Here is a 19661-nt window from a genome sequence, read left to right as displayed (position 1 = left end):
GGGGCTCGCGCGTCACGGCCGGGAGGTGTGCCCCGCAGCGGACCGTCGTCCGGCGATCAACGTCCGCACGCGGACTCGGGGCGGGCGTCGGCGTGCGGATGCCGCCCCGGGGCGCGTCCGTCTCGCGGACCCGGCGGGACCTCGGATCAGGCGATGCCCATGCGGGCGAAGGCGTTGCGGAAGATCGTGAGCCCGTCGAGGCCGGGCATCTTCTGGATGCGCTGGTCGAGCTTGTCGAGCTCGTGGGGCTTGCCCGCGAACAGGTGACCCATCACGTGGCGCACCTCGTCCTCGTCCATCATCCCGGAGCCGACGGGTCGCCAGACCTTGCCGAGGATCATCCGCACGATCGAGCGGGCCCGCTCGGAGCCCTCGAGGCGGGCACGAGCCTGCGTCGTGTAGAACGCGACGTGGCGCGTCTCCTGCTGGGCGATGCGCTTGAGCAGCGGTGACAGCACGGGGTGGTCCGTCATGGCGGCCATGCGCCGGTAGGCCGCGACGGCCGAGAGCTCGTTCGCGGCGCCCCACGTCATGTGCACGGCCACGAAGTCCTGGCCCACGAGGTTCGAGAGCACGGACTGCTTGAGCGGGCCCAGAGCCAGCTGCCAGCCGAGCTTGACCCGCTTGGCCTTGATCTCGTCGTAGTCGACGACGATGTCGTGCTCGCCGAGCACCGCCGCGAGGGCCTCGCCGTGCCAGAACTCCTCGCGGTTCCACATCGTCATGAAGCCGGCGGCCTCGTCCTCGCGGTGCGAGGGGGTCACGAGCATCTCCCGCAGGAAGCACGACGTGTGGTACTCGACGTCACACATGTAGCGCAGGGAGCGCAGGGTCTCGGCGTCCAGCGGCTCGTCGCGGAAGCGCGCGAGCTCGAGATCCTCCCACCGCACGCGGTCGGAGGTCTCGGTGAACTTCTCCATGTCAAAGGCCACGGGCGTGATTCTTCCGTGTGTCGGCGTCGGTGGGCAGAAGGTGATCGCGACGTGAGCGGGAGGACATGCTCAGCAGGCGATGGAGCATGCCCGGCGCGGTCCGCTCGTGGACCTCCGGGCCGGGGGCAGGGGCTCCGCGGCGGAGCAGGCCGGCGGGGGCGTCGGGATCGCGCGGTGCGCCGAGCATCTGCGCGAGGGCTCGCGGCAGCGAGGACGCGGTCGCGCCGCGACCATGGGCGCCGGGCGCCTCGGCGAGCAGATCCCGGATCGCCGCGTCGGCGTCGAGCAGCTCGCGTCGGGTCTCGGCGGTGTCGAAGATGCTCGTCATCGCCCGGACCTCGTCGGCGTCGGCGACGCCGACCACTCGCAGCGGACGCCACGTGCCGCCCAGGTGCACGCGGGCGGCGGCGGCCTCCGCGGCGGATCGCCGGATCCGTGCGCCGGCCTCGAGCCGGAAGAAGCGGATGATCTCCTCGCGCCGCTCGACGACCTCCTCGACGAGGCGGCGGGCCTCGCCGGACAGCCGCGGCAGGAGCGCGCGATAGGCGGCGCGGAGGCTCGCCTCCTGTACCGCCAGGCGCGCCATGTGGCCGGCCGTCGCGGTCTCGCCGATCGCCGTGGTCCACACGGGCGACACGATCGGCAGGAGCCGGGACACGTAGATGCTCTTGAGGTGGGAGGACAGGGGGCGTCGTGCGGGCTCGGGCAGGGGGCCGCCGTCGGCCGCGAGCACGTCCCGGATCCCGCGGGCGAACCAGTAGCGCTCGTAGGCCCAGGTGGCGAGGAACGCGGTCACCCGCGCCTCGTTCGCGGTCCACGAGGAGAGCACGGCGCGCATCTCGGACAGCCCCGCGGCATCGAGGCGCCACAGGTAGGAGAGGTCGGCGCGCGTGCGCTCGTCGAGGGGCTCGACGGCCGAGGCGTCCACCTCGATGCGGCCCCGCGCCTGCTGCGTGTAGGCGGCGACGTCGAAGGCGGTGAGCAGCACCTGGGGATCGGTCGCATCGGAGTACAGGCGGCCGTCGACGTATCCGGGCGGATGCTCGACCACCGGGGAGGCGGTGTGCGCGCGGGGGGAGGCGGAACGCCCGTCGGACAGACGATCCTGGCCGCGGATCAGGCTGGTGTCGGGCATGCCCACCATCATAGCGAACACTCGTTCTGTTTGACGTGGTGCAGGGCCCACGACCTCGGGTGCGACCGGTCACGATGGGCGGGGAGACGGGGCCTGTCCGGTCCGATCGGCGCCGCGCCGGGAGAGCCCGGGCGCCTCCGCCGCGGCCCGTCGGAGCTGGGAGCGTGCCCCCGCCGTCTTGATAGATTCGGGCCCATGACCGCTCCCGGCGCCGACTCCGCTTCCGAGCGGAGTCCCGTCGCCGCCGGTCCCGCCCCGGATGACGTGCTGACCTGGGACGATCTGCGCATGGCGCTCCGCCCTCCGGGCCTGCCCCTGCCGTTCCCGACCACGGTCCTCGAGGCCGCTCACCGGGTCCACGACCTCACCGATCTCGGCCGCCTGGGAGCGGCCCGCATGATCGCGGAGTCCTTCGCCGCCGAGCCCGCGCCGCTCCCGGAGCGCGTCGAGCTGCTCGTCGCGCACGCCCGGGCCCTGCACGCCGGTGGGCAGGATCACGCCGCCGCCGACGTGCTGCGCGAGATGGTCGGCCTGATCGACGGCTCCGGGCATCACGAGCACGCCCGGGCGGCGGTGGTCGCCCTGGGCCTCACGGACCCCGCGGCATCGTCCGCCGCGGAGCGGCGCGGCCGACGGCGGGCCGACCCGCTGTCCGTGGTCGAGGAGGCCGACGTCGACGAGGCCGTCCTCGTCGTCGTGCGAGGCCTCACGGAGCGGGCGCCGACCGCCGCCGAGGCGCTCGCGCTCGGGGAGGAGGGTCTCGAGCACGAGGAGGGCCGCTTCCTGTCCGCGCTGTCGGCCTACCCGGAGGTGCGTGACGCGATCCTCGGAGACCCCGAACCGCTCCTGCGTCTGCGCTACGCCCAGGTCCTGCGCCTGCAGGACCGCTCCGAGGACGCGGCGTTCCAGGCCCGTGACGTGCTCGAGCATCTGGCGCTGCGCGCGGCGGACGACGACGTCGAGCGCAGTGCGACGACGGCGCGCGCCATCCTCGCCTGGGCCCTGCGGCCGACCGAGCCGCTCACGGCCGCACGCCACGGCGCCGACGCCCTGCTCGACCTGCACCGGGTGGACGACCCCCGTCTGCGGGTCGCGGTCATCCAGGACCTGGTCCAGGACCTCGTCGCGGCCGGCCGGGCCGCCCAGGCCGACTACGCCGCGAGCCGCCTCGACTCGCTCCTGCGCACGCTGCCGACGCCGGTCGAGCGGGTCGCGCCGCTGCTCGTGGTCGCGGCCGCCCGCATCGCCGTCGGCCGGCCCGACGAGGCGACGCGGCCGCTCGCGGACGCCCGGCCGCTCGCGCGCGCCGAGCGCGACCACCATGCCCTGCTGCGCGTGCACCGCCTGGCGGCCGAGGTGCATCGGCGCGGCGGGCGGCTCGCGCAGGCCGTGCAGGCCCTCGGGCAGGCGGCCTCCGACGCGCAGCACCTGGGCGACGACCTGGGAGCGACGCGCGCCGAGCGCGGCCGCTTCCTGCGCGCGGAGCTCGAGGCACGGGGGCTGGCCCTGCGGCTCGCGCTCGACGCCTCCCTGCCCGACATCGCGGACGCGGAGGCCCGCGGCATCCTGACCAGGATCCGACGCACGCGCGGGTGGCCCGTCGTGCCCGAGGCGGTGCTGTGGGAGCACACCGTCGATGCGCACGTGGGCCGCATGATCGCCGCGGCCACCTCGGGTGCCGGTGATGCCGCCGTCTACGCCGCGCGACGCGCCGAGGTCGCCGACGCGATCGCCGCGGCACCGCAGGGCCAGGCCGAGCGTGCCCGGTACTGGGCCGTGTATCTCGAGGACCGGGACGCGGCGATGCTCGAACGCCTCGGCAAGCGCGGGGCCGCGCTCGCCGCCGCCCGTCGCGCGCTCGAGGGCTGGCGCGAGCTCGGCGAGAGCGATCACGCGCACCGGACGAGCGCCGACGTGGCGCGCCTGGAGGGGGCCGCCGCGGAGTGAGTCCGCGCTCGACGTCCGGGCGGGACGGCGAGAGCGGCTGCAGTCCCAGTCCGTTGTCGTCCGATCCCGCTGCCGTCCCGGATCCGCCAGGCGGGCGGTGCCCGGCGTGGCGGGCAGGGGGCGGGACGTCTGGAAGACTGGAGGGACCCCGGACCGGCAGCAGGAGGATTTCATGAGCATCGACGTGCACGAGGACGCCCGCGGCTCCCGGTACGTGGCCGTCGAGGACGGCCGCGAGGTCGGGCTGCTGACCTTCACGCGCCGCCGCGGGGTGTTCGAGCTGATCCACACGGTCACCGATCCCGACGAGCGCGGGCACGGCGTGGCCTCGACCCTCGCGGGGCGCGCGTTCGACGACGCGCGCGAGCGCGGCGAGCGGGTGCGGATCATCTGCCCCTTCGTCGAGAGCTGGCTGCAGCGCCATCCCGAGCAGGCCGACATCGTCACGTACGACTGATCGTCACGTACGACTGACGGGACGTCCGAGAAGACGGCTCCGTGGTGCGGTGAGCCCCGCGGCGGGCGCGCACGACCCCGTGAACGCCGTGTGGCGCGGCCATGTCTCCGACCGAGCGCGCGTCGACGACGCGGCGTAGCGTGGCGACCATGAACGGAATCGACATTCTGAAGGACGCCGCCGGCCGGCCGCTCGAGGCCGCCGAGGCGCTGCGGGACGCTCTCACGGCCGAGGTGCTCAACGCGCACGTCGGCGGGCACGCCAACTCCGTCGCGTGGCTGCTGTGGCACGTCGGGCGCGAGATCGACGCCCAGGTGGCGGACCTGAGCGGCCAGGAGCAGGTGTGGACCGCCCAGGGCTTCGAGGAGAAGCTGGGCCTGGACGGCATCGGCTCGGCCATGGGGTACGGCATGAGCGAGGACGAGGCGCGTGCCGTGACCGTCGACGAGCCGGGCCCGCTGCTCGACTACGTCGCCGCGGCCACGGGCGCTCTCCAGGACTACCTGGACACCCTGGGCGACGAGGACCTCGGCGAGGTCATCGACGAGAACTGGGATCCGCCGGTCACGCGCGGGGTGCGCCTGATGAGCGTCGTCATCGACGCCGCCGAGCACGTGGGCCAGGCGGCCTACGTGGTCGGGGTCCCCGAGAAGGCCTGAGCCCGGCTCCGGCACGGCGCGGGCAGGGGGGAGCCGGCGATGGGGGCGCACGACGCCGCGACGGACGACGGGTCCGGCGGTTCGGAGGAGCACCGGCCGACGCATCGGGCGGCCGGTCCCGCACGGGAGCCCAGCACGACCTGGACCGCCGCGGCATCGGTTCAGGAGCCGGCACCGGAACCGATGTCCAGGCCCGTGCCGGGCCCGAGCCCCGAGCGGCCGGAGGGTCACGCGCGGGGACGAGGCCCGGGCGTTCTGCACGACGAGCTGCACCCTGCCGTCGTCGGTGGCCGGGACCGACCGGCGATCGAGGTGGACGGCCTGACCGTGGTGCGCGGCAGGGTCCCCGTCCTGAGCGACCTGACGTGCGCCATGTTCCCGGGCCGCGTGACCGGCCTGCTGGGGCCCTCGGGGGCCGGCAAGACCACGCTCATGCGGGCGATCGTGGGCACCCAGAAGTTCGCGGGCGGGCGGGTCACCGTGCTCGGCGAGACGGCGGGCAGCGCCTCGCTGCGCCGCCGGATCGGGTACGTCACCCAGGCCCCGAGCATCTACCGCGACGTGTCCGTGCTCGACAACCTGCGCTACTTCGCCCGCGTCATCGGCGCCCCCACGTCACGCATCTCCGAGGTGGTCGCCGCCGTCGGGCTCGAGGGCTACGAGCGGCGGCTGGCGGGAAGCCTCTCCGGTGGCCAGACCTCTCGCGTCTCGCTCGCGTGCGCCCTCGTCGGCTCGCCGGACGTGCTCGTGCTCGACGAGCCCACCGTCGGCCAGGACCCCGTGCTGCGCGAGGAGCTGTGGGACCGGCTGCGCGCCCGGGCGGCCGGCGGCGCGTGCGTCCTCGTCTCCTCGCACGTCATGGACGAGGCCGAGCGCTGCGACGACATCCTCCTGCTGCGCGACGGTGCGCTCCTCGCCGCCGGCACCCCGCACGAGATCCGCTCCCGCGCCGGCGCCGAGAACCTCGACGCCGCGTTCCTCGCCCTCATCCGCGAGGAGTCGGACGGCGCCCGGGCGCCGGACGGCTCGCGATCGGACGAACGGGGCGCACGATGACCCCGATGCTCGCCACCGCGATCCGGCTGCTGACCCAGCTCCGTCACGACCACCGCTCGCTCGCGCTCGTCGCGGTGCTGCCGGTCGTGCTCATCTCGATCGCCTACGCCCTGTTCGACGGCGCGGAGCCGCTCGTGGACCGTCTCCAGCTCGACATGATGGGCGTGTTCCCGCTCATCCTCATGTGCCTGCTGACGTCGGTCGCGATGCTGCGCGAGCGCACCTCGGGCACGCTCGAGCGCCTGATGACGACGCCCATCACGCCCTGGGGCCTGATCGGCGCGTACGCGCTCGCCTTCGGCCTGCTCGCGGCCGCGCAGGTGGCGATCCTGTCGGCCTGGTGCTTCTGGGCGCTCGACCTCGACATCGCCGGGCCCGTCCTGGCGGTGCTGCTCGTCGGCGTGGTCAACGCCCTGATGGGGGTCGCCCTCGGGCTGTTCGCCTCCGCGTTCGCGCGCACCGAGTTCCAGGCCATCCAGATGTTCCCCGTGCTGGTCATCCCGCAGATCCTGCTGTGCGGGCTGTTCGGACGGCGCGAGGACATGGCGGGCTGGCTCCAGCCGGTCTCCGACGTGATGCCGCTGCGCTACAGCGTCGAGGCCCTCGAGCAGCTCCGCGACCACAGCGACCTGACCTCCACCTACTGGGCCGACCTGGGCATCGTCGCGGCGGTCGTCGTGGGCGTGCTCGTGCTGGCCTCCCTCACGTTGCGCCGACGCTCGGCGTGAATTCCGGCGCGCACGGGTGACGTTCCCGGCACTCGCCCTCCCGAGCCGTCGACGGTCAGGGCGTCTCCCTACACTGATCCGGTGACTTCCACCGACGCCTTCGAGACCGGCCCCGATCGCGGGCTGGAGCGCACGCCCCCGCAGGATCTGGCCGCGGAGCGCGGCGTGCTGGGCGGCATGATGCTGTCCAAGGACGCGATCGCCGACGTCGTCGAGCAGGTCGTCGCCTCCGACTTCTACCGCCCCGCGCACGAGCTCATCTACGAGGCGATCATCGACCTCTACGGGCGCGGCGAGCCCGCGGACCTGGTCACCGTCTCCGACGAGCTCACCAAGCGCGGCGAGCTCCAGCGGGTGGGCGGCGGCGCCTATCTCGCGGACCTCATCGACATGGTCCCCACGGCCGCCAACGCCGGCTACTACGCCGAGATCGTCGCCGAGCGCGCCACCCTGCGCCGCCTCGTCGAGGCGGGCACGCGCATCGTCCAGCTCGGCTACGCGGCCGACGGCGGTGAGGTCGAGGAGGTCATCAACGAGGCCCAGGCCCAGGTCTACGCGGTCACCGAGCGCAACCAGTCGGAGGACTTCGTGCCGCTCGGCGAGGTGATCCTGCCGACCGTCGACGTCATCGAGGCGACGCAGGGGCGCGGCGGCCAGGTCACCGGCATCCCCACCGGGTTCTCGGAGTTCGACGAGCTCACGCAGGGCCTGCATCCCGGGCAGATGATCATCTTCGCGGGGCGCCCCGCGATGGGCAAGACGACCCTGGGCATGGACGTGCTGCGCTCCGCCGCGATCCACAACAACCAGACGGCCTGCATCTTCTCCCTCGAGATGGACAAGACCGAGATCACCATGCGCCTGCTGTCGGCCGAGTCGCAGGTGCCGATGAACCGCATGCGCGACGGCTCGATGGACGACCGCGACTGGCAGGCCCTCGCGCGCGCCATGTCGCGGATCTCCAACGCCCCGCTGTACATGGACGACTCGGCGAACATGTCGCTCATGGAGATCCGCGCCAAGTGCCGGCGGCTCAAGCAGAAGCACGACCTGAAGATCGTCGTCATCGACTATCTGCAGCTCATGAGCTCGGGCAAGCGCGTCGAGTCGCGTCAGCAGGAGGTCTCGGAGTTCTCGCGTGCCCTCAAGCTGCTCGCCAAGGAGCTCGAGGTGCCCGTCATCGCGATCTCCCAGCTCAACCGCGGCAGCGAGCAGCGCACGGACAAGAAGCCGATGATGAGCGACCTGCGCGAGTCGGGCTCGATCGAGCAGGACGCCGACCTCATCGTGCTCATCCACCGCGAGGACTACTACGAGAAGGAGTCCACGCGGGCCGGCGAGGCCGACCTCATCGTGGCCAAGCACCGCAACGGCGCCACCAAGACCATCCCGGTCGCCTTCGAGGGCCGCTACTCCCGGTTCAAGGACATGGCCGGCGGAGGCGGAGGCTACGCCGCCTGACCGCCGCGGCGCACGCCGCCCAGGACTGGTGCCGTGTCGCTCGGAGGTGCCCTGCACAGATGTGACGCAGAGAGCCGCAGCCCCTTGATTCTCGAGGGCTGCGGCTCTCTGCGTCACATCGGTGCTGCCGCGCGACCCTCAGCCATCGCCCACGCCGTGGTGGCCATCGAATTTTCCCGCTGGTTGCCGCGAGAAGGACGCCACTATTCTCGGCGCAACCCGGTGATCGGGTTCACGCCGGGCCCCGCGGCCCGGCGGTCGGCGACGGGAGGAACCGTATGACGTCCGCAGTCCTTGCCGACGAGCGTGCGATGGGCAAGGGCCTGCGCACGAGCGTCGTGGCCGGTTCGATCGGCGTGCTCGTCCACTGGTTCGACTGGGCGGTCTACGCCTACATGGCCACCACGATGGCGAAGGTCTTCTTCCCCGAGGAGGACGGCACGGCGAGCCTGCTCTCCGTGTTCGCGGTCTTCGCGATCGCCTTCTTCGTGCGACCGATCGGGTCGGTGATCTTCGGCTTCCTGGGTGACCGGTTCGGGCGCCGGACCACCCTCTCGCTCGTGATCGTCGTGATGGCGGCGGGCACCCTCATGCTCGCGCTGATCCCGGGGCATCAGACGATCGGCATCTGGGCCCCCATCCTGCTGATCGTCGCGCGTGTCATCCAGGGCATCGCCGCCGGCGGCGAGTTCGGCTCCGCGGCGACGTTCCTCGCGGAGTACTCGCCGGCCCGGCGCCGGGGCATGGGCACCTCTTGGCTCGAGGTCGGGTCCGTGCTCGGCTTCCTCCTGGCCTCCTTCGTGGTGTGGCTGCTCCACGCGACGCTCGCCGATGACACCATCCTCGCGTGGGGCTGGCGCCTGCCCTTCCTGATCACCGTGCCGCTCGCGCTGATCGGCCTGTTCATCCGCCTGCGCGTCGAGGACACGCTCGAGTACCGGGCGCTCGAGGAGCAGAACACCGTTCCGGCATCGCCCGTCACGGAGGCAGTGCGGCGCAACGGTCTGCAGATCCTCCAGACCATCGGCATCGAGACCTTCATGAACTGCACGTTCTACGTGGTCCTCGTCTACCTGCTGACCTATCAGGAGGAGATCGTCGCCCTCCCCGCCGACGACGCCGCACTGCTGTCGACGATCGCCTCGCTCGTCGCGATCGCGCTCATCCCGTTGTCGGGCATGGTCTCGGACCGGGTCGGTCGCAAGCCGGTTTTGCTCACGGCCGCCGTGCTCCTCATCGTCGCGGCCATCCCGCTGTTCGCGCTCATGCGCACGGGCACGATGAGCGCCGGGTTCGTGGCGACCGCCCTGCTCGCGGCGATCCTCGCGATCATCCTGGGCACGCACTCCTCGACGGTCGCCGAGCTGTTCCCCACCCGAACCCGCCAGAGCGGCCTGTCGATCGCGTACTCGCTCGCGAGTGCCCTGTTCGCAGGGACGCTGCCCTACATCAACACGTGGCTGATCGACCTCACCGGCTCCGAGATGGTCCCCGCCTACACACTCATCGTGGTCGGTCTCGTGGGCCTCGTGACCATCCTGACGATCCCCGAGACCCGGGGCATCGACCTCCTGCACGAATCCGACCTCGCGCCGGCGGCAGCCGGAGCCTCCGCCCCCTCCTCGCAGCGAGAGTCGCGCCCTGCGACGGGGCGGGAGTCCGAGGTCGAGGCTTGGTGACCGTCCCCTGCGGGAGCGGCGGCGGCGCGGACGTACAGTGATCGCGGCGGCGGACGGCTCCGGCCGCCTCCGCCCCGCGATCCGGAAGTCCCGATGTCCCCTGTGAACCTCACGCTGCGCCAGCTCGACTACCTGGTCGCGGTCGCCGAGCACGGCACGGTCACTGCGGCCTCGCACGCCCTGCACCTGTCGCAGTCGACCGTGTCGACGGCGATCGCCGATCTCGAGCGCCATCTCAAGGTCACTCTCTTCGTACGCCACGCCCGGGGCCTGACGCTCACGCGCGACGGGGAGAGCATCGTCGCCGAGGCCCGGCGTCTGCTGCGTGACGCCGAGAACCTCCAGAGCCATGCGTCGATGCTGGGCAGCCAGCTGACAGGCGCCTTGCACATCGGCTGCTACACGACCATCGCCCCGTTCCTCGTGCCCGGTGCCGTCGCCGCGTTCGGCGAGCGGTATGCGGCCGTCGACGTGACCTTCTCCGAGGGCTCCCGGCACCAGCTGCTCGACCAGCTCGTCCAGGGGCGCAGCGATGTCGCGGTCATGTACGCCTACCGGTTCGGCAACCAGCTCTCCGAGCTCGGCCACACCGCCACCCGGCTCTCCGCGGTCCCGCCGTACGTGCTGCTCCCTCCCGATCATCGCCTGGCCGATGCCGAGACGGTGACGCTCACCGAGCTCGCCGAGGACCCGTTCATCCTGTTCGACCTGGAGCCCGGCGGCACCTACTTCCTGTCCCTGTTCGACGAAGCGGGCCTCACCCCTCGGATCCGCTTCCGTACCCAGAGCTCCGAGCTCACCCGCTGCCTCGTCGCCCGGGGCATCGGCTTCGCCCTGCTGAGCCAGCGCCCCCGCACCACCGTCAGCTATGAAGGCCTCGAGTATGTGACGAAGGAGCTCGTGACCCGGCCCGAGGGTCTCGACGTGGTCGCGGTGACGCCGGGAGGATCCCCGCCCAATCGACGAGTCCGCGCGTTCATCCAGGTGGCGCGCGAGGTGCTCGCGGACCACGGAACACCCGATGCGGCGACCGCGGCTCACTCCGCGGAGGCATCGGCAGAACCGAACGTGCAGACGAAATTCCGTTCTGGTGGGTGATGACTGCCGGTCGTAGCGTGTGAGCCAATCTCCGCCCCGGCGACCACGACCCGCGTCAGCGCGGGCCGTACGGCTTGCGATCGGGGCGGCCCGCTTGGAGAGGGAGGCACGCATGACCCACCGTGAGACCGAGGTCCTCGTGATCGGAGCCGGTCAGGCCGGGATCGCCATGAGCGAGCATCTCGGGGACGCCGGAATCGAGCACCTCGTGCTCGAGCGCGACCGGGTGGCCGAGCGCTGGCGCTCGATGCGCTGGGACTCCCTCGTGGCCAACGGCCCCGCCTGGCACGACCGGTTCCCGCACCAGGAGTTCGACGTCGACCCTGACGCGTTCCCCACCAAGGAGCAGGTGGCCGCGTACCTCGCCGCCTACGCCGAGCGGATCGGAGCCCCCATCGAGACGGGTGTCGAGGTCCTCTCGGTGATCAAGGACGACGGACGGCCCGGCTTCCATGTGGAGACCTCGACGGGCACCATCGACGCCCGCTACGTCGTCGCCGCCACCGGCCCGTTCCAGAAGCCGGTCATCCCACCGGTCGTCCCGGAGACCGCCGGGATCCACCAGCTGCATTCCAGCTCCTACCACCGTCCCGACCAGCTGCCCGCCGGTGGCGTCCTTGTCGTGGGCGCCGGGTCGTCCGGCGTCCAGATCGCCGACGAGCTCCGTCGCTCGGGCCGTCCCACGTACCTGGCCGTCGGCGCCCATGATCGTCCCCCGCGCCGTTACCGCGGCCGCGACTTCGTGTGGTGGCTCGGGGTGCTCAACAAGTGGGAGGCTGCCACGCCGCCCCAGGGCGCCGAGCACGTGACGATCGCGGTCAGCGGGGCCCATGGTGGCGCCACCGTCGACTTCCGCCGGCTCGCCGAGAGCGGAGTGCACCTGACCGGCCGCGCGTCATCCTTCGCCGACGGCAGGATGCGCTTCGCCCCCGACCTGCGCGAGAACATCGAGCTCGGCGACGAGAACTACCTGGGCCTGCTGCGCGAGGCCGACGAGTACATCGCTCGCAACGGCCTGGACCTGCCCGAGGAGCCCGAGGCGCACGGGATCGGCCCGGATCCCGACTGCCTCGCCCACCCTCTCGCCGAGCTCGATCTCGCCGAGGCAGGAGTCACGTCCATCATCTGGGCCACGGGCTTCGCGCTCGACTACGACTGGCTGAAGGTCGATGCCTTCGATGAACGGGGCCGGCCCGCTCACCAGCGGGGCATCTCGACCGAGCCAGGGATCTTCTTCCTCGGGCTGCCCTGGCAGTCGCGGCGCGGCTCGAGCTTCATCTGGGGCGTGTGGCACGACGCGAAGTTCCTGCGCGACCACATCGTGATCCAGCGGTCTTATCGCGCCTACCAGCCCACGGGGGCGACGCTCACGGCCGAGGCCGCCGCGGCCGAGCGCGACGCCCGTACCGCGCCGGCAGCCGACGCCGATGCGGTGAGCGGTAGTGACGACCTCGCCGCTGCCGCCCCCGAGGACGAGGCGGTGCCGTCACCCTGATCGCCCCGACCGTTCCTGCACCGCCTGCCACACCAAACCATCGCCGACGAGGAGCACATCCATGAAGCACACGAGGATCCGTCCGTTCAACACCAAGGACACCTACCCCGAGCAGAATCTCGACAACGACCTGTGCCAGGCCGTCGTCGCGGGCGGCGTGGTGTACCTGCGTGGGCAGATCGGTCAAGACCTCGAGACCCGCGAGAGCGTCGGCATCGGCGACGTCGAGGCACAGGCCGAGAAGGCCATGGCCAACATCGCGATGCTGCTCGAGGAAGCCGGCGGCGAGCTCGAGGACATCGTCAAGGTCGTCGTCTATCTGACCGACATCCGCTACCGGGAGACGGTGTACCGCGTGATGGGCCGCTGGCTCGCGGGCGTCTTCCCCGTCTCCACCGGGCTCGTCGTCGAGGCGCTCGCGCGGCCCGAGTGGCTCGTCGAGATCGACGCGACGGCCGTTCTGGGCGAGAGGGCAGACGAGGGGGAGCACGCGTGACCTTCTCCATCCTGGCCCGTGACGAGTCCGGCATCGGCATGGCCGTCGCCTCCTCGTCCCCCGCGGTCGCCGCGCGCTGTCTGCATCTTCGCGGCGGTGTCGGCGGAGTGGCCTCGCAGAACATCACCGATCCGCGCTTCGGCGGCCTCCTGCTCGATCGGCTGGCTGTCGGGGAGTCCGCATCCGAGGCGCTCGACGCCCTGCGCGCCGAGGACGCCACGATGGACTACCGCCAGGTGGCCGTGATCGGCACGAGCGGTGAGCCCGCGGTTCACTCGGGCTCGCACACCCTCGGTACCCATCACACACGCCTCGGCGCCGACGCCGTCGCGGCGGGGAACCTGCTCGCGCACACCGGGGTCGTCGACGCCGTCCTCGAGGCCTTCGAGACGTCGCGGGGCGACCTCGAGGAGCGTCTGCTCGCCGCGATGTCGGCCGGCCTCGACGCCGGAGGAGAGGCGGGGGACATCCACTCGGCTGGTCTCGCCGTCGCGCGGGACGCCGGATGGAACGAGACCGACCTGCGCGTCGACTGGAGCGAGAACCCGCTCGCAGACCTCGGTGCACTCCTCGAGGTGTGGCTGCCCCAGCGTGGCGACTACGTCACGCGCGGGATCGACCCGAGCACCTCGCCGTCCTACGGGGTGCCGGGAGATGAGTGAGCCGAGCACGGAGGCGGGAGCCCCCTCGGGCCCGCTCGGATCGCTCAAGGAGCGCGCCCGAGATGCGGTCGCCGGCGCCCGCGCCGAACTGGTCGAGCTCTCGGAGAGCCTGTACGGCGACCCGGAGACGGCATGGCACGAGGTCCGCTCGAGCGCGGCGGTGGCCGCCCTGCTCGAGCGGCACGGCTTCGCGGTCGTGCGCGGCGTCGCCGATCTTCCCACGGCGTTCCATGCGACACGCGGCACCGGGCATCGCCGCGTCGCGTTCATGGCCGAGTACGACGCGCTCCCCGGCATCGGGCACGCGTGCGGCCACAACCTCATCGCGGCGATGTCGGCGGGGGCCGCGATCGCGACCGCCGCGGTCGCCGACGAGCTCGACCTCACAGTGGAGGTGTTCGGCACGCCCGCCGAGGAGGGCGGGGGAGGCAAGATCGAGATGCTCGATCGCGGTGCCTTCGAGGGCCTCGACCTCGCGATGATGGCGCATCCCGCGCCCGTCGACGTCGCCCGCGCACGCCCCTTCGCCGTGTCGCACTCGGCGATCCGCTTCACCGGCAAGGCGGCGCACGCCGCCGCCTACCCCACGCACGGCCGCAATGCCGCCGACGCGTTCACGATCGCGCAGGTCGCCATCGGGATGCTGCGCCAGCAGCTCCCGCCCACCGTGCGCGTGCACGGCGTCATGACCTCCGGGGGCGAGGCGCCCAACGCCATCCCGGAGGTCACGACCGGGCGCTGGTACGTGAGGGCGTCGAGCATGGCAGAGCTCGCCGAGACGGAGGAGAAGGTGCGGCACTGCTTCGAGGCCGGCGCCCTCGCCACGGGCTGCGAGCTCGCCCTGGAGCCGGAGTCCCAGCCCTACTCGGATCTCCGCACGGACGAGGCGGCGCTCGCCGCCTACGAGCTCAACGCCGCCGCCCTCGGCCGCACCCTCGTCACCGACGGGCCCGAGACCGCGATGTGCACGGCCTCGACGGACATGGGCAACGTCTCCCAGGTGGTCCGTGCGATCCACCCGTACATCGGGGTCGGCAGCTTCCCCGTGCTCAACCACCAGCGCGAGTTCGCGGACCACTGCGTCGGCCCGATTGCGGAGCGGACGCTGAGCGATGGTGCGACGGCACTGGCCTGGACGGCGATCGACGTCGCCGAGGACTGGCGGCGCGAGAGCTGAGTCTGGAGGACGCGCGGGCTGAGCGCGCTGGACGCGAGAGCTGAATCTTTCCGGTCTGGCGGCGCGTCGTTCTGAAACGCCGTGCACGGATGTGACGCCGAGAGCCGCAGCCCTCCGATTCTCGAGGGCTGCGGCTCTCGGCGTCACATCGGTGTTGCCGCGCCGCCCATGGGCGGCGTTGCCGCGCGGGTGTGGTGCCGGGCGCGACGGCGCGGCCTGGCGCGACGGCGCGACCTGGCTCGGCGGCTCCTGCCCAGAGTGGCTCAGCGCCTGCACAGATCTGTACGTGAGAGCCGCAGCCCTTCGATTCTCGAGGGCTGCGGCTCTCACGTGCACCGAAGTGCGGGGTCCGCCGCGGCACCGGTCTCCCGGCACCCAGCGCCACGCGCACGGTTACGTACCCGGTGCCCTACCTCGGGCCCGGTGACCGGTGCTCCGCCTCTGGCCGTGAACCCCGTGCTCTGCCTCGGGCCGCATGCCGCGCTCCGGCCCTCAGGCCACCCACACCGTCTTGAGGTTGCAGAACTCGCGGATGCCCGCGGCCGAGAGCTCACGGCCGTAGCCCGAGCGCTTGATGCCGCCGAACGGCAGCTGCGGCGACGACGCGGTCATCCAGTTGAGGAACACGCCGCCGGCCTGCAGACGATCGGCGAAGAACTCCTGCTCCTCGGGGTCCGTGGTCCACGCCGAGGAGGACAGCCCGAACGGCGTCTGGTTCGCGACGTGCACGGCCTCCTCCCGATCAGCGACCCGGTAGAGCGAGGCGACGGGGCCGAAGCTCTCCTCGCGCACCAGCCGGGCGGAGTCGGGCAGGTCGGCGATCACCGTGACCGGGTAGAACCAGCCCGGCCCCTCCGGCGCCTCGCCGCCCAGCAGGATCGAGGCCCCGGCCTCACGGGCATCGTCGACGAGCTCGATCAGGTCGTCGCGGCCGCCCTCCATGGCGAGCGGGCCCACGTCGACGGACTCGTCCATCGGGTCGCCCACGGTGAGCCGGCCCATGGCCGCGACGAACTTCTCGGCGAACTCGTCGTACACGTCCGTGTGCACGATGAACCGCTTGGCGGCGATGCACGACTGCCCGTTGTTCTGGGTGCGGGCGGTCACCGCGGTGGAGACGGCCTCGTCGAGATCGGCACTCGGCATCACGATGTAGGGGTCGGAGCCCCCGAGCTCGAGGACCGACTTCTTGATCCGGTGCGCCGCCTGTGCGGCAACCGCCTGGCCGGCTGGCTCGGAGCCGGTGAGGGTCACGGCCGCGATCCGCGGATCGTCGATCACCGCCTCGATCCGGTCCGAGCCGATCAGGAGGGTGCGGAACGAGCCGGCGGGGAAGCCTCCGCGCTCGAACAGCCCGTCGAGGTACAGGGCGGTCTGCGGCACGTTCGAGGCGTGCTTGAGCACCCCCGTGTTGCCCGCCATGAGCGCCGGCGCGGCGAAGCGGATCACCTGCCAGAGCGGGAAGTTCCACGGCATGACCGCGAGGATCGTGCCGAGCGGCTGGTAGCGGGCCCAGGCCCGTGTGGCCCCGACCGCGGACGGGTCCTCGAGGGGCTCGTCGGCCAGGAAGCGCTCGGCGTTGTCGGCGTAGAACCGCAGCGCCGCGGCGCACTTGCCGACCTCGGCGCGCGACTGCGCGATCGGCTTGCCCATCTCCGTGGTCATGACGGCGGCGAGGATGTCGGTGTCGGCGTCGAGCACGTCGGCGGTCGCACGGGCCCATCCGGCGCGTTCGTCGAAGGCGGTGCCGCGCAGCGTATGGGCGGCCGCGTGGGCCTGGGCGATGCGGCGCTCGACCTCGGCGCTGTCATGCGGATCGAACGTCTTCTCGGTCTTTCCGGTGGCGGGGTTGATGGTGGCGATGGCCATGGGGTGCCTCCGTTCTCGCGAGGTGCGCGCGGCGGGCCGCCGTGCGCACGCGGTGCTTGTGCCCTCCACCCTAGGACTCCGCGCGATGGCCGTTCTCAGGCGAGCGCGGCACCGAGTCCGTACCGGTCACGCGGTCGTACAGCTCGAGGACGAGGCGCTCGGCCGCGCTCGGCTCGAGCCCGTTCCACGCCTCGCGACGACACATCGCCCACGGCCCGCTGCGACGGGAGTACTCCTCGACCACGCCAGGTAGCGTCTCTCGCACCCACCCTCGACGGGCCAGCGCAGGGCGGAGGCGGGACCCCGTATCCCGATCCGCCAGGGCTTGGGTGTCAAGGGCGCCCGGTAGGTTCCCTGCGCCGCGCACAGACGCACGTAAAGCGGGTCCGAGGCGAGCTCCGAGAGGATCCGCTCGGCGTCCCCCTCCACCGGGGTGACGCCGGTCCCGGTCACCAACACCCGGAAGACTCCAGAAGCGGGGCAGCGGCTGCATGCCGATGATGCTAGGACGCCGAGTCGGCCGGCGCACACGAGGACGAAGACCCCGCGCCGGCCCGGCCCGGTACGGTCGAGGCATGCCCGCCGCAGGATCCGAGCGCCGTCCCCCTCCCACGACCATGCCGCCGCCCGAGCCGACCGAGGGCCACCGGCTGTCCTTCTGCCTGCTCGACGCCGCCGGCTCGGTGCTCGCCGAACGGGACCCGGACCGCCGGTTCTACGCCGCCAGCACGATCAAGCTCTGCGTGCTGCTCGCCGCCCTCCGGGCCGCCGACCATGGCGAGCTCGACCTCGCCGCGACAGTGCCTGCCAGCCGGACGTTCACCGGCGCCGACGGCACGCCCTTCGCCCTCGAGGGAGACCATCTCGACCCGAGCCATCCGCCCGACGGCACCCCGATCGAGATGCGCGAGCTGCTCGTGCGCATGATCGACCGGTCGAGCAATGAGGCGACGAACGCCGTGATCGCGCGCGTCGGCCTCGAGGCGATCGCCCGCGTGGTCGGCGACCTGGGGCTCACGGACACCCGGATCGAACGCGCGATCGGCGATCCGTCCGCGATCGGGCGTGGCCTGACGAACGAGACGACCGCCGCCGATCTCGCCACCACGATGCGGGCCATCGTGAGCGGTGACGCCGTGTCGCGCGCCTCGACGGCCCTCGCGCTCGGCGCGCTGCGCGCCCAGCGGATCCGGGTGATCGCGACGGTCGTGCGCGAGGGGATCGTCGTGGGCTCGAAGTCCGGCGAGGTCGACGGCTATCGCCACGACGTCGCCCTCATCGGTGACCCCACGCTGCCGGACGCGCGCGTGCTCGCGGTCATGACCAGCGGATACGCCCCGCTCGAGGCGGACGAGGAGATCCGACGGATCGCCCGCGAGCTGCTCGGGGACCTGGCCGCCTGAGCTGGCCTCGGGGACGACCGAGGTGTTCCCTGCGAGAAGACGGCGCTCTGCGGCCGAGCGAGGTCCTGCCGCGGCTCGCCCGTCCACGGAGCGCCGATACTCAGCAGACCCGGCACATACCGGGTCCTCGACCCGCGAGGTATGCCCGATCGTCGGGCCCTGTGCCTCACGGGATCGGCCGCACCGCTCCCGCGTACTCGTCGCGCGCGTCGTAGTCGGCGAGCGATTCCTCGGTGACGTCCCGGGAGAAGTTGGGGGAGTGGAGGATCCGACCCTCGCCCACGTACACGGCCACGTGCCGGATGGAGTCGCCGCCCGACGAGCCCGAGAAGAACACGAGGTCGCCGCGTCGCAGATCCTCGCGATCGATGCGCGGCAACCCCGACAGACGCAGCTGATCGCCCGCGTCCCGCGGGATCGTCACGCCGTGGCGGAGGAGGATCGCCCAGGCGAAGCCTGAGCAGTCGAAGCCCCACGGGCTCATGCCCGCCCACAGGTAGCGCAGGCCGAGGAAGCGCTCGCCGGTGGCGATCACGTCGTCTGCGGTCCCGATCGGGGCCTGCTCCCTGCTCTCGCGCGCCACGGCATCAGTCTCCGCGAGCAGGGCCGTGCCCCCGCCGGGCAGAGCGACGCGCACCGCCTCCGGCTCACGCCCGACGACGGGCAGCACGGTGTTCAGGGGCACGAGAGCCGGGACGGGGCCGGGGGCTCCCTCGACGTCGCGCAGGCAGGCGCGGTCGGCCGTCACGTGCAGCGAGGGCGCCGACTCGACCAGGCGGACGAAGCCGGGATCGGTCACGAGCTGCACCGCGGGCACCCAGCCGGGATAGCCGCGCTCGTCCCGCGAGGTCCGCTGCGAGGGCACGACCACGCGCGCCCACCCCTCGCGCAGCTCGTCGACGAGCACGGGCGTGCCGAACAGGGCCTGCGTCTCCAGATGGGGGAGCAGCCAGCCGCGCTCCTCGTCCCCGGGCATGGCGGCGTTCCAGGCGTCGAGGTCGGTCGGGCGCGTGAGCGCGGCGTCGTCGATGCCGGGGCGGGGGGCCGAGGGCTCGCTCCAGAGCGTCGCGACGTCCACGACGACGACGGCCGCGGCACCCGGTACGGGGGCGGTGGGAAGAGCGGGAGTGGTCACCGGGGGTCATCTCCTCTGGACGATTCCTGGGGCCGGCGGAGGACGATCACCGTATCGCGCCGCCGCTCAGTCGTCGTCGCCGTAGAAGCCCTCACCGCTCGTGCGGCCGAGCATGCCGGCCTCGACGTACGAGCGCACGAGGTCGCTCGGCACGGCGGGTCTCGTGGCCGCGGACCCTCGCCAGAGCGACCGAGCGGTCGGGGCCGCCCAGGACCCCGTGGTTATCATCGATGTGTCCTGCGCCATATGGCGCTTCCACCGACTCGAAGGAG

At 72.4% G+C, this 19661-nt stretch carries 19 protein-coding genes; 13 read left to right on the top strand and 6 right to left on the bottom strand.

Annotation, left to right across the window (positions count from 1 at the left end; all coding sequences use genetic code 11):
* Positions 1-146: 146 nt before the first annotated feature.
* Together BRM3_RS03010 and BRM3_RS03005 are read right to left on the bottom strand one after the other, a co-directional pair.
* The gene (locus BRM3_RS03010) at positions 147-932 is read right to left on the bottom strand and encodes a ferritin-like domain-containing protein (protein WP_263594628.1); all 786 of its coding nucleotides are present in this window, start codon (positions 930-932) and stop codon (positions 147-149) included.
* A complete protein-coding gene (locus tag BRM3_RS03005) occupies positions 922-2067 on the bottom strand; it encodes a hypothetical protein (RefSeq protein WP_263594627.1) in 1146 nt (381 codons plus the stop codon). Before BRM3_RS03005 ends, BRM3_RS03010 begins: the two co-directional genes overlap by 11 nt.
* A 195-nt stretch (positions 2068-2262) precedes the next feature.
* Here BRM3_RS03005 and BRM3_RS03000 point away from each other — a divergent pair, with 195 nt between their 5' ends.
* The 12 genes from BRM3_RS03000 to BRM3_RS02945 all read left to right on the top strand — a co-directional run bounded on the left by BRM3_RS03000 (position 2263) and on the right by BRM3_RS02945 (position 14982).
* Entirely contained in the window at positions 2263-4014 is a 1752-nt protein-coding gene (locus BRM3_RS03000; protein WP_263594626.1) for a hypothetical protein, read from the top strand.
* Between the two features lie 172 nt (positions 4015-4186).
* Entirely contained in the window at positions 4187-4471 is a 285-nt protein-coding gene (locus BRM3_RS02995) for a GNAT family N-acetyltransferase (RefSeq protein WP_263594625.1), read from the top strand.
* A 149-nt stretch (positions 4472-4620) separates the two neighbouring features.
* A complete protein-coding gene (locus BRM3_RS02990; RefSeq protein WP_263594624.1) occupies positions 4621-5130 on the top strand; it encodes a mycothiol transferase in 510 nt (169 codons plus the stop codon).
* Positions 5131-5442: 312 nt separating this feature from the next.
* Positions 5443-6186 (top strand): ABC transporter ATP-binding protein, encoded by a 744-nt coding sequence (locus BRM3_RS02985; RefSeq protein ID WP_263594623.1) that lies wholly within the window; start codon positions 5443-5445, stop codon positions 6184-6186.
* A gap of 5 nt (positions 6187-6191) precedes the next feature.
* The gene (locus BRM3_RS02980; protein ID WP_318152434.1) at positions 6192-6914 is read left to right on the top strand and encodes an ABC transporter permease; all 723 of its coding nucleotides are present in this window, start codon (positions 6192-6194) and stop codon (positions 6912-6914) included.
* Between the two features lie 81 nt (positions 6915-6995).
* Positions 6996-8375, top strand: coding sequence for a replicative DNA helicase (dnaB, locus tag BRM3_RS02975; protein WP_263594621.1), 1380 nt, complete (start codon positions 6996-6998; stop codon positions 8373-8375).
* Between the two features lie 278 nt (positions 8376-8653).
* Positions 8654-10054, top strand: a complete 1401-nt coding sequence (locus tag BRM3_RS02970; RefSeq protein ID WP_263594620.1) for an MFS transporter — start codon at positions 8654-8656, stop codon at positions 10052-10054.
* A 93-nt stretch (positions 10055-10147) separates the two neighbouring features.
* Positions 10148-11152, top strand: coding sequence for a LysR family transcriptional regulator (locus tag BRM3_RS02965; protein WP_263594619.1), 1005 nt, complete (start codon positions 10148-10150; stop codon positions 11150-11152).
* A 112-nt stretch (positions 11153-11264) separates the two neighbouring features.
* On the top strand, positions 11265-12647 hold the full coding sequence (locus tag BRM3_RS02960; protein WP_263594618.1) for a flavin-containing monooxygenase: 1383 nt from the start codon (positions 11265-11267) through the stop codon (positions 12645-12647).
* A 61-nt stretch (positions 12648-12708) separates the two neighbouring features.
* Entirely contained in the window at positions 12709-13143 is a 435-nt protein-coding gene (locus BRM3_RS02955) for a RidA family protein (RefSeq protein ID WP_263594617.1), read from the top strand.
* On the top strand, positions 13140-13805 hold the full coding sequence (locus tag BRM3_RS02950; protein ID WP_263594616.1) for a DUF1028 domain-containing protein: 666 nt from the start codon (positions 13140-13142) through the stop codon (positions 13803-13805). The genes BRM3_RS02955 and BRM3_RS02950 overlap by 4 nt, the downstream gene beginning before the upstream one ends.
* On the top strand, positions 13798-14982 hold the full coding sequence (locus BRM3_RS02945; protein WP_263594615.1) for a M20 family metallopeptidase: 1185 nt from the start codon (positions 13798-13800) through the stop codon (positions 14980-14982). Before BRM3_RS02950 ends, BRM3_RS02945 begins: the two co-directional genes overlap by 8 nt.
* 492 nt (positions 14983-15474) lie before the next feature.
* Here the strand turns inward: BRM3_RS02945 and BRM3_RS02940 are convergent, their stop codons facing one another.
* Positions 15475-16851 (bottom strand): NADP-dependent succinic semialdehyde dehydrogenase, encoded by a 1377-nt coding sequence (locus BRM3_RS02940; RefSeq protein WP_263594614.1) that lies wholly within the window; start codon positions 16849-16851, stop codon positions 15475-15477.
* 70 nt (positions 16852-16921) lie between these two features.
* A complete protein-coding gene (locus tag BRM3_RS02935) occupies positions 16922-17095 on the bottom strand; it encodes a hypothetical protein (protein ID WP_263594613.1) in 174 nt (57 codons plus the stop codon).
* 331 nt (positions 17096-17426) lie between these two features.
* On the opposite strand from BRM3_RS02935, the gene BRM3_RS02930 reads away from it, so the two are divergent.
* On the top strand, positions 17427-18254 hold the full coding sequence (locus tag BRM3_RS02930) for a serine hydrolase (protein ID WP_263594612.1): 828 nt from the start codon (positions 17427-17429) through the stop codon (positions 18252-18254).
* Positions 18255-18420: 166 nt separating this feature from the next.
* Here BRM3_RS02930 and BRM3_RS02925 read toward each other — a convergent pair whose 3' ends face one another.
* Both BRM3_RS02925 and BRM3_RS02920 read right to left on the bottom strand, forming a co-directional pair.
* A complete protein-coding gene (locus BRM3_RS02925) occupies positions 18421-19389 on the bottom strand; it encodes a C40 family peptidase (protein WP_263594611.1) in 969 nt (322 codons plus the stop codon).
* Positions 19390-19455: 66 nt separating this feature from the next.
* Complete coding sequence (locus BRM3_RS02920; RefSeq protein WP_263594610.1) at positions 19456-19617, bottom strand: hypothetical protein; 162 nt, start codon at positions 19615-19617, stop codon at positions 19456-19458.
* Positions 19618-19661 lie beyond the last annotated feature (44 nt).

Source organism: Brachybacterium huguangmaarense, assembly GCF_025725725.1.
GTDB lineage: Bacteria > Actinomycetota > Actinomycetes > Actinomycetales > Dermabacteraceae > Brachybacterium > Brachybacterium huguangmaarense.
This window is presented reverse-complemented; position numbering and strand designations above follow the sequence as displayed.

Coding starts and splice junctions, on each gene's coding strand:
- BRM3_RS02920 (WP_263594610.1), bottom strand. CDS start 19,617: ATGATAACCACGGGGTCCTGGGCGGCCCCGACCGCTCGGTCGCTCTGG.
- BRM3_RS02990 (WP_263594624.1), top strand. CDS start 4,621: ATGAACGGAATCGACATTCTGAAGGACGCCGCCGGCCGGCCGCTCGAG.
- BRM3_RS02930 (WP_263594612.1), top strand. CDS start 17,427: ATGCCCGCCGCAGGATCCGAGCGCCGTCCCCCTCCCACGACCATGCCG.
- BRM3_RS03005 (WP_263594627.1), bottom strand. CDS start 2,067: ATGCCCGACACCAGCCTGATCCGCGGCCAGGATCGTCTGTCCGACGGG.
- BRM3_RS02970 (WP_263594620.1), top strand. CDS start 8,654: ATGACGTCCGCAGTCCTTGCCGACGAGCGTGCGATGGGCAAGGGCCTG.
- BRM3_RS02965 (WP_263594619.1), top strand. CDS start 10,148: ATGTCCCCTGTGAACCTCACGCTGCGCCAGCTCGACTACCTGGTCGCG.
- BRM3_RS02980 (WP_318152434.1), top strand. CDS start 6,192: ATGCTCGCCACCGCGATCCGGCTGCTGACCCAGCTCCGTCACGACCAC.
- BRM3_RS02945 (WP_263594615.1), top strand. CDS start 13,798: ATGAGTGAGCCGAGCACGGAGGCGGGAGCCCCCTCGGGCCCGCTCGGA.
- BRM3_RS03000 (WP_263594626.1), top strand. CDS start 2,263: ATGACCGCTCCCGGCGCCGACTCCGCTTCCGAGCGGAGTCCCGTCGCC.
- BRM3_RS02940 (WP_263594614.1), bottom strand. CDS start 16,851: ATGGCCATCGCCACCATCAACCCCGCCACCGGAAAGACCGAGAAGACG.
- BRM3_RS02955 (WP_263594617.1), top strand. CDS start 12,709: ATGAAGCACACGAGGATCCGTCCGTTCAACACCAAGGACACCTACCCC.
- BRM3_RS02960 (WP_263594618.1), top strand. CDS start 11,265: ATGACCCACCGTGAGACCGAGGTCCTCGTGATCGGAGCCGGTCAGGCC.
- BRM3_RS02995 (WP_263594625.1), top strand. CDS start 4,187: ATGAGCATCGACGTGCACGAGGACGCCCGCGGCTCCCGGTACGTGGCC.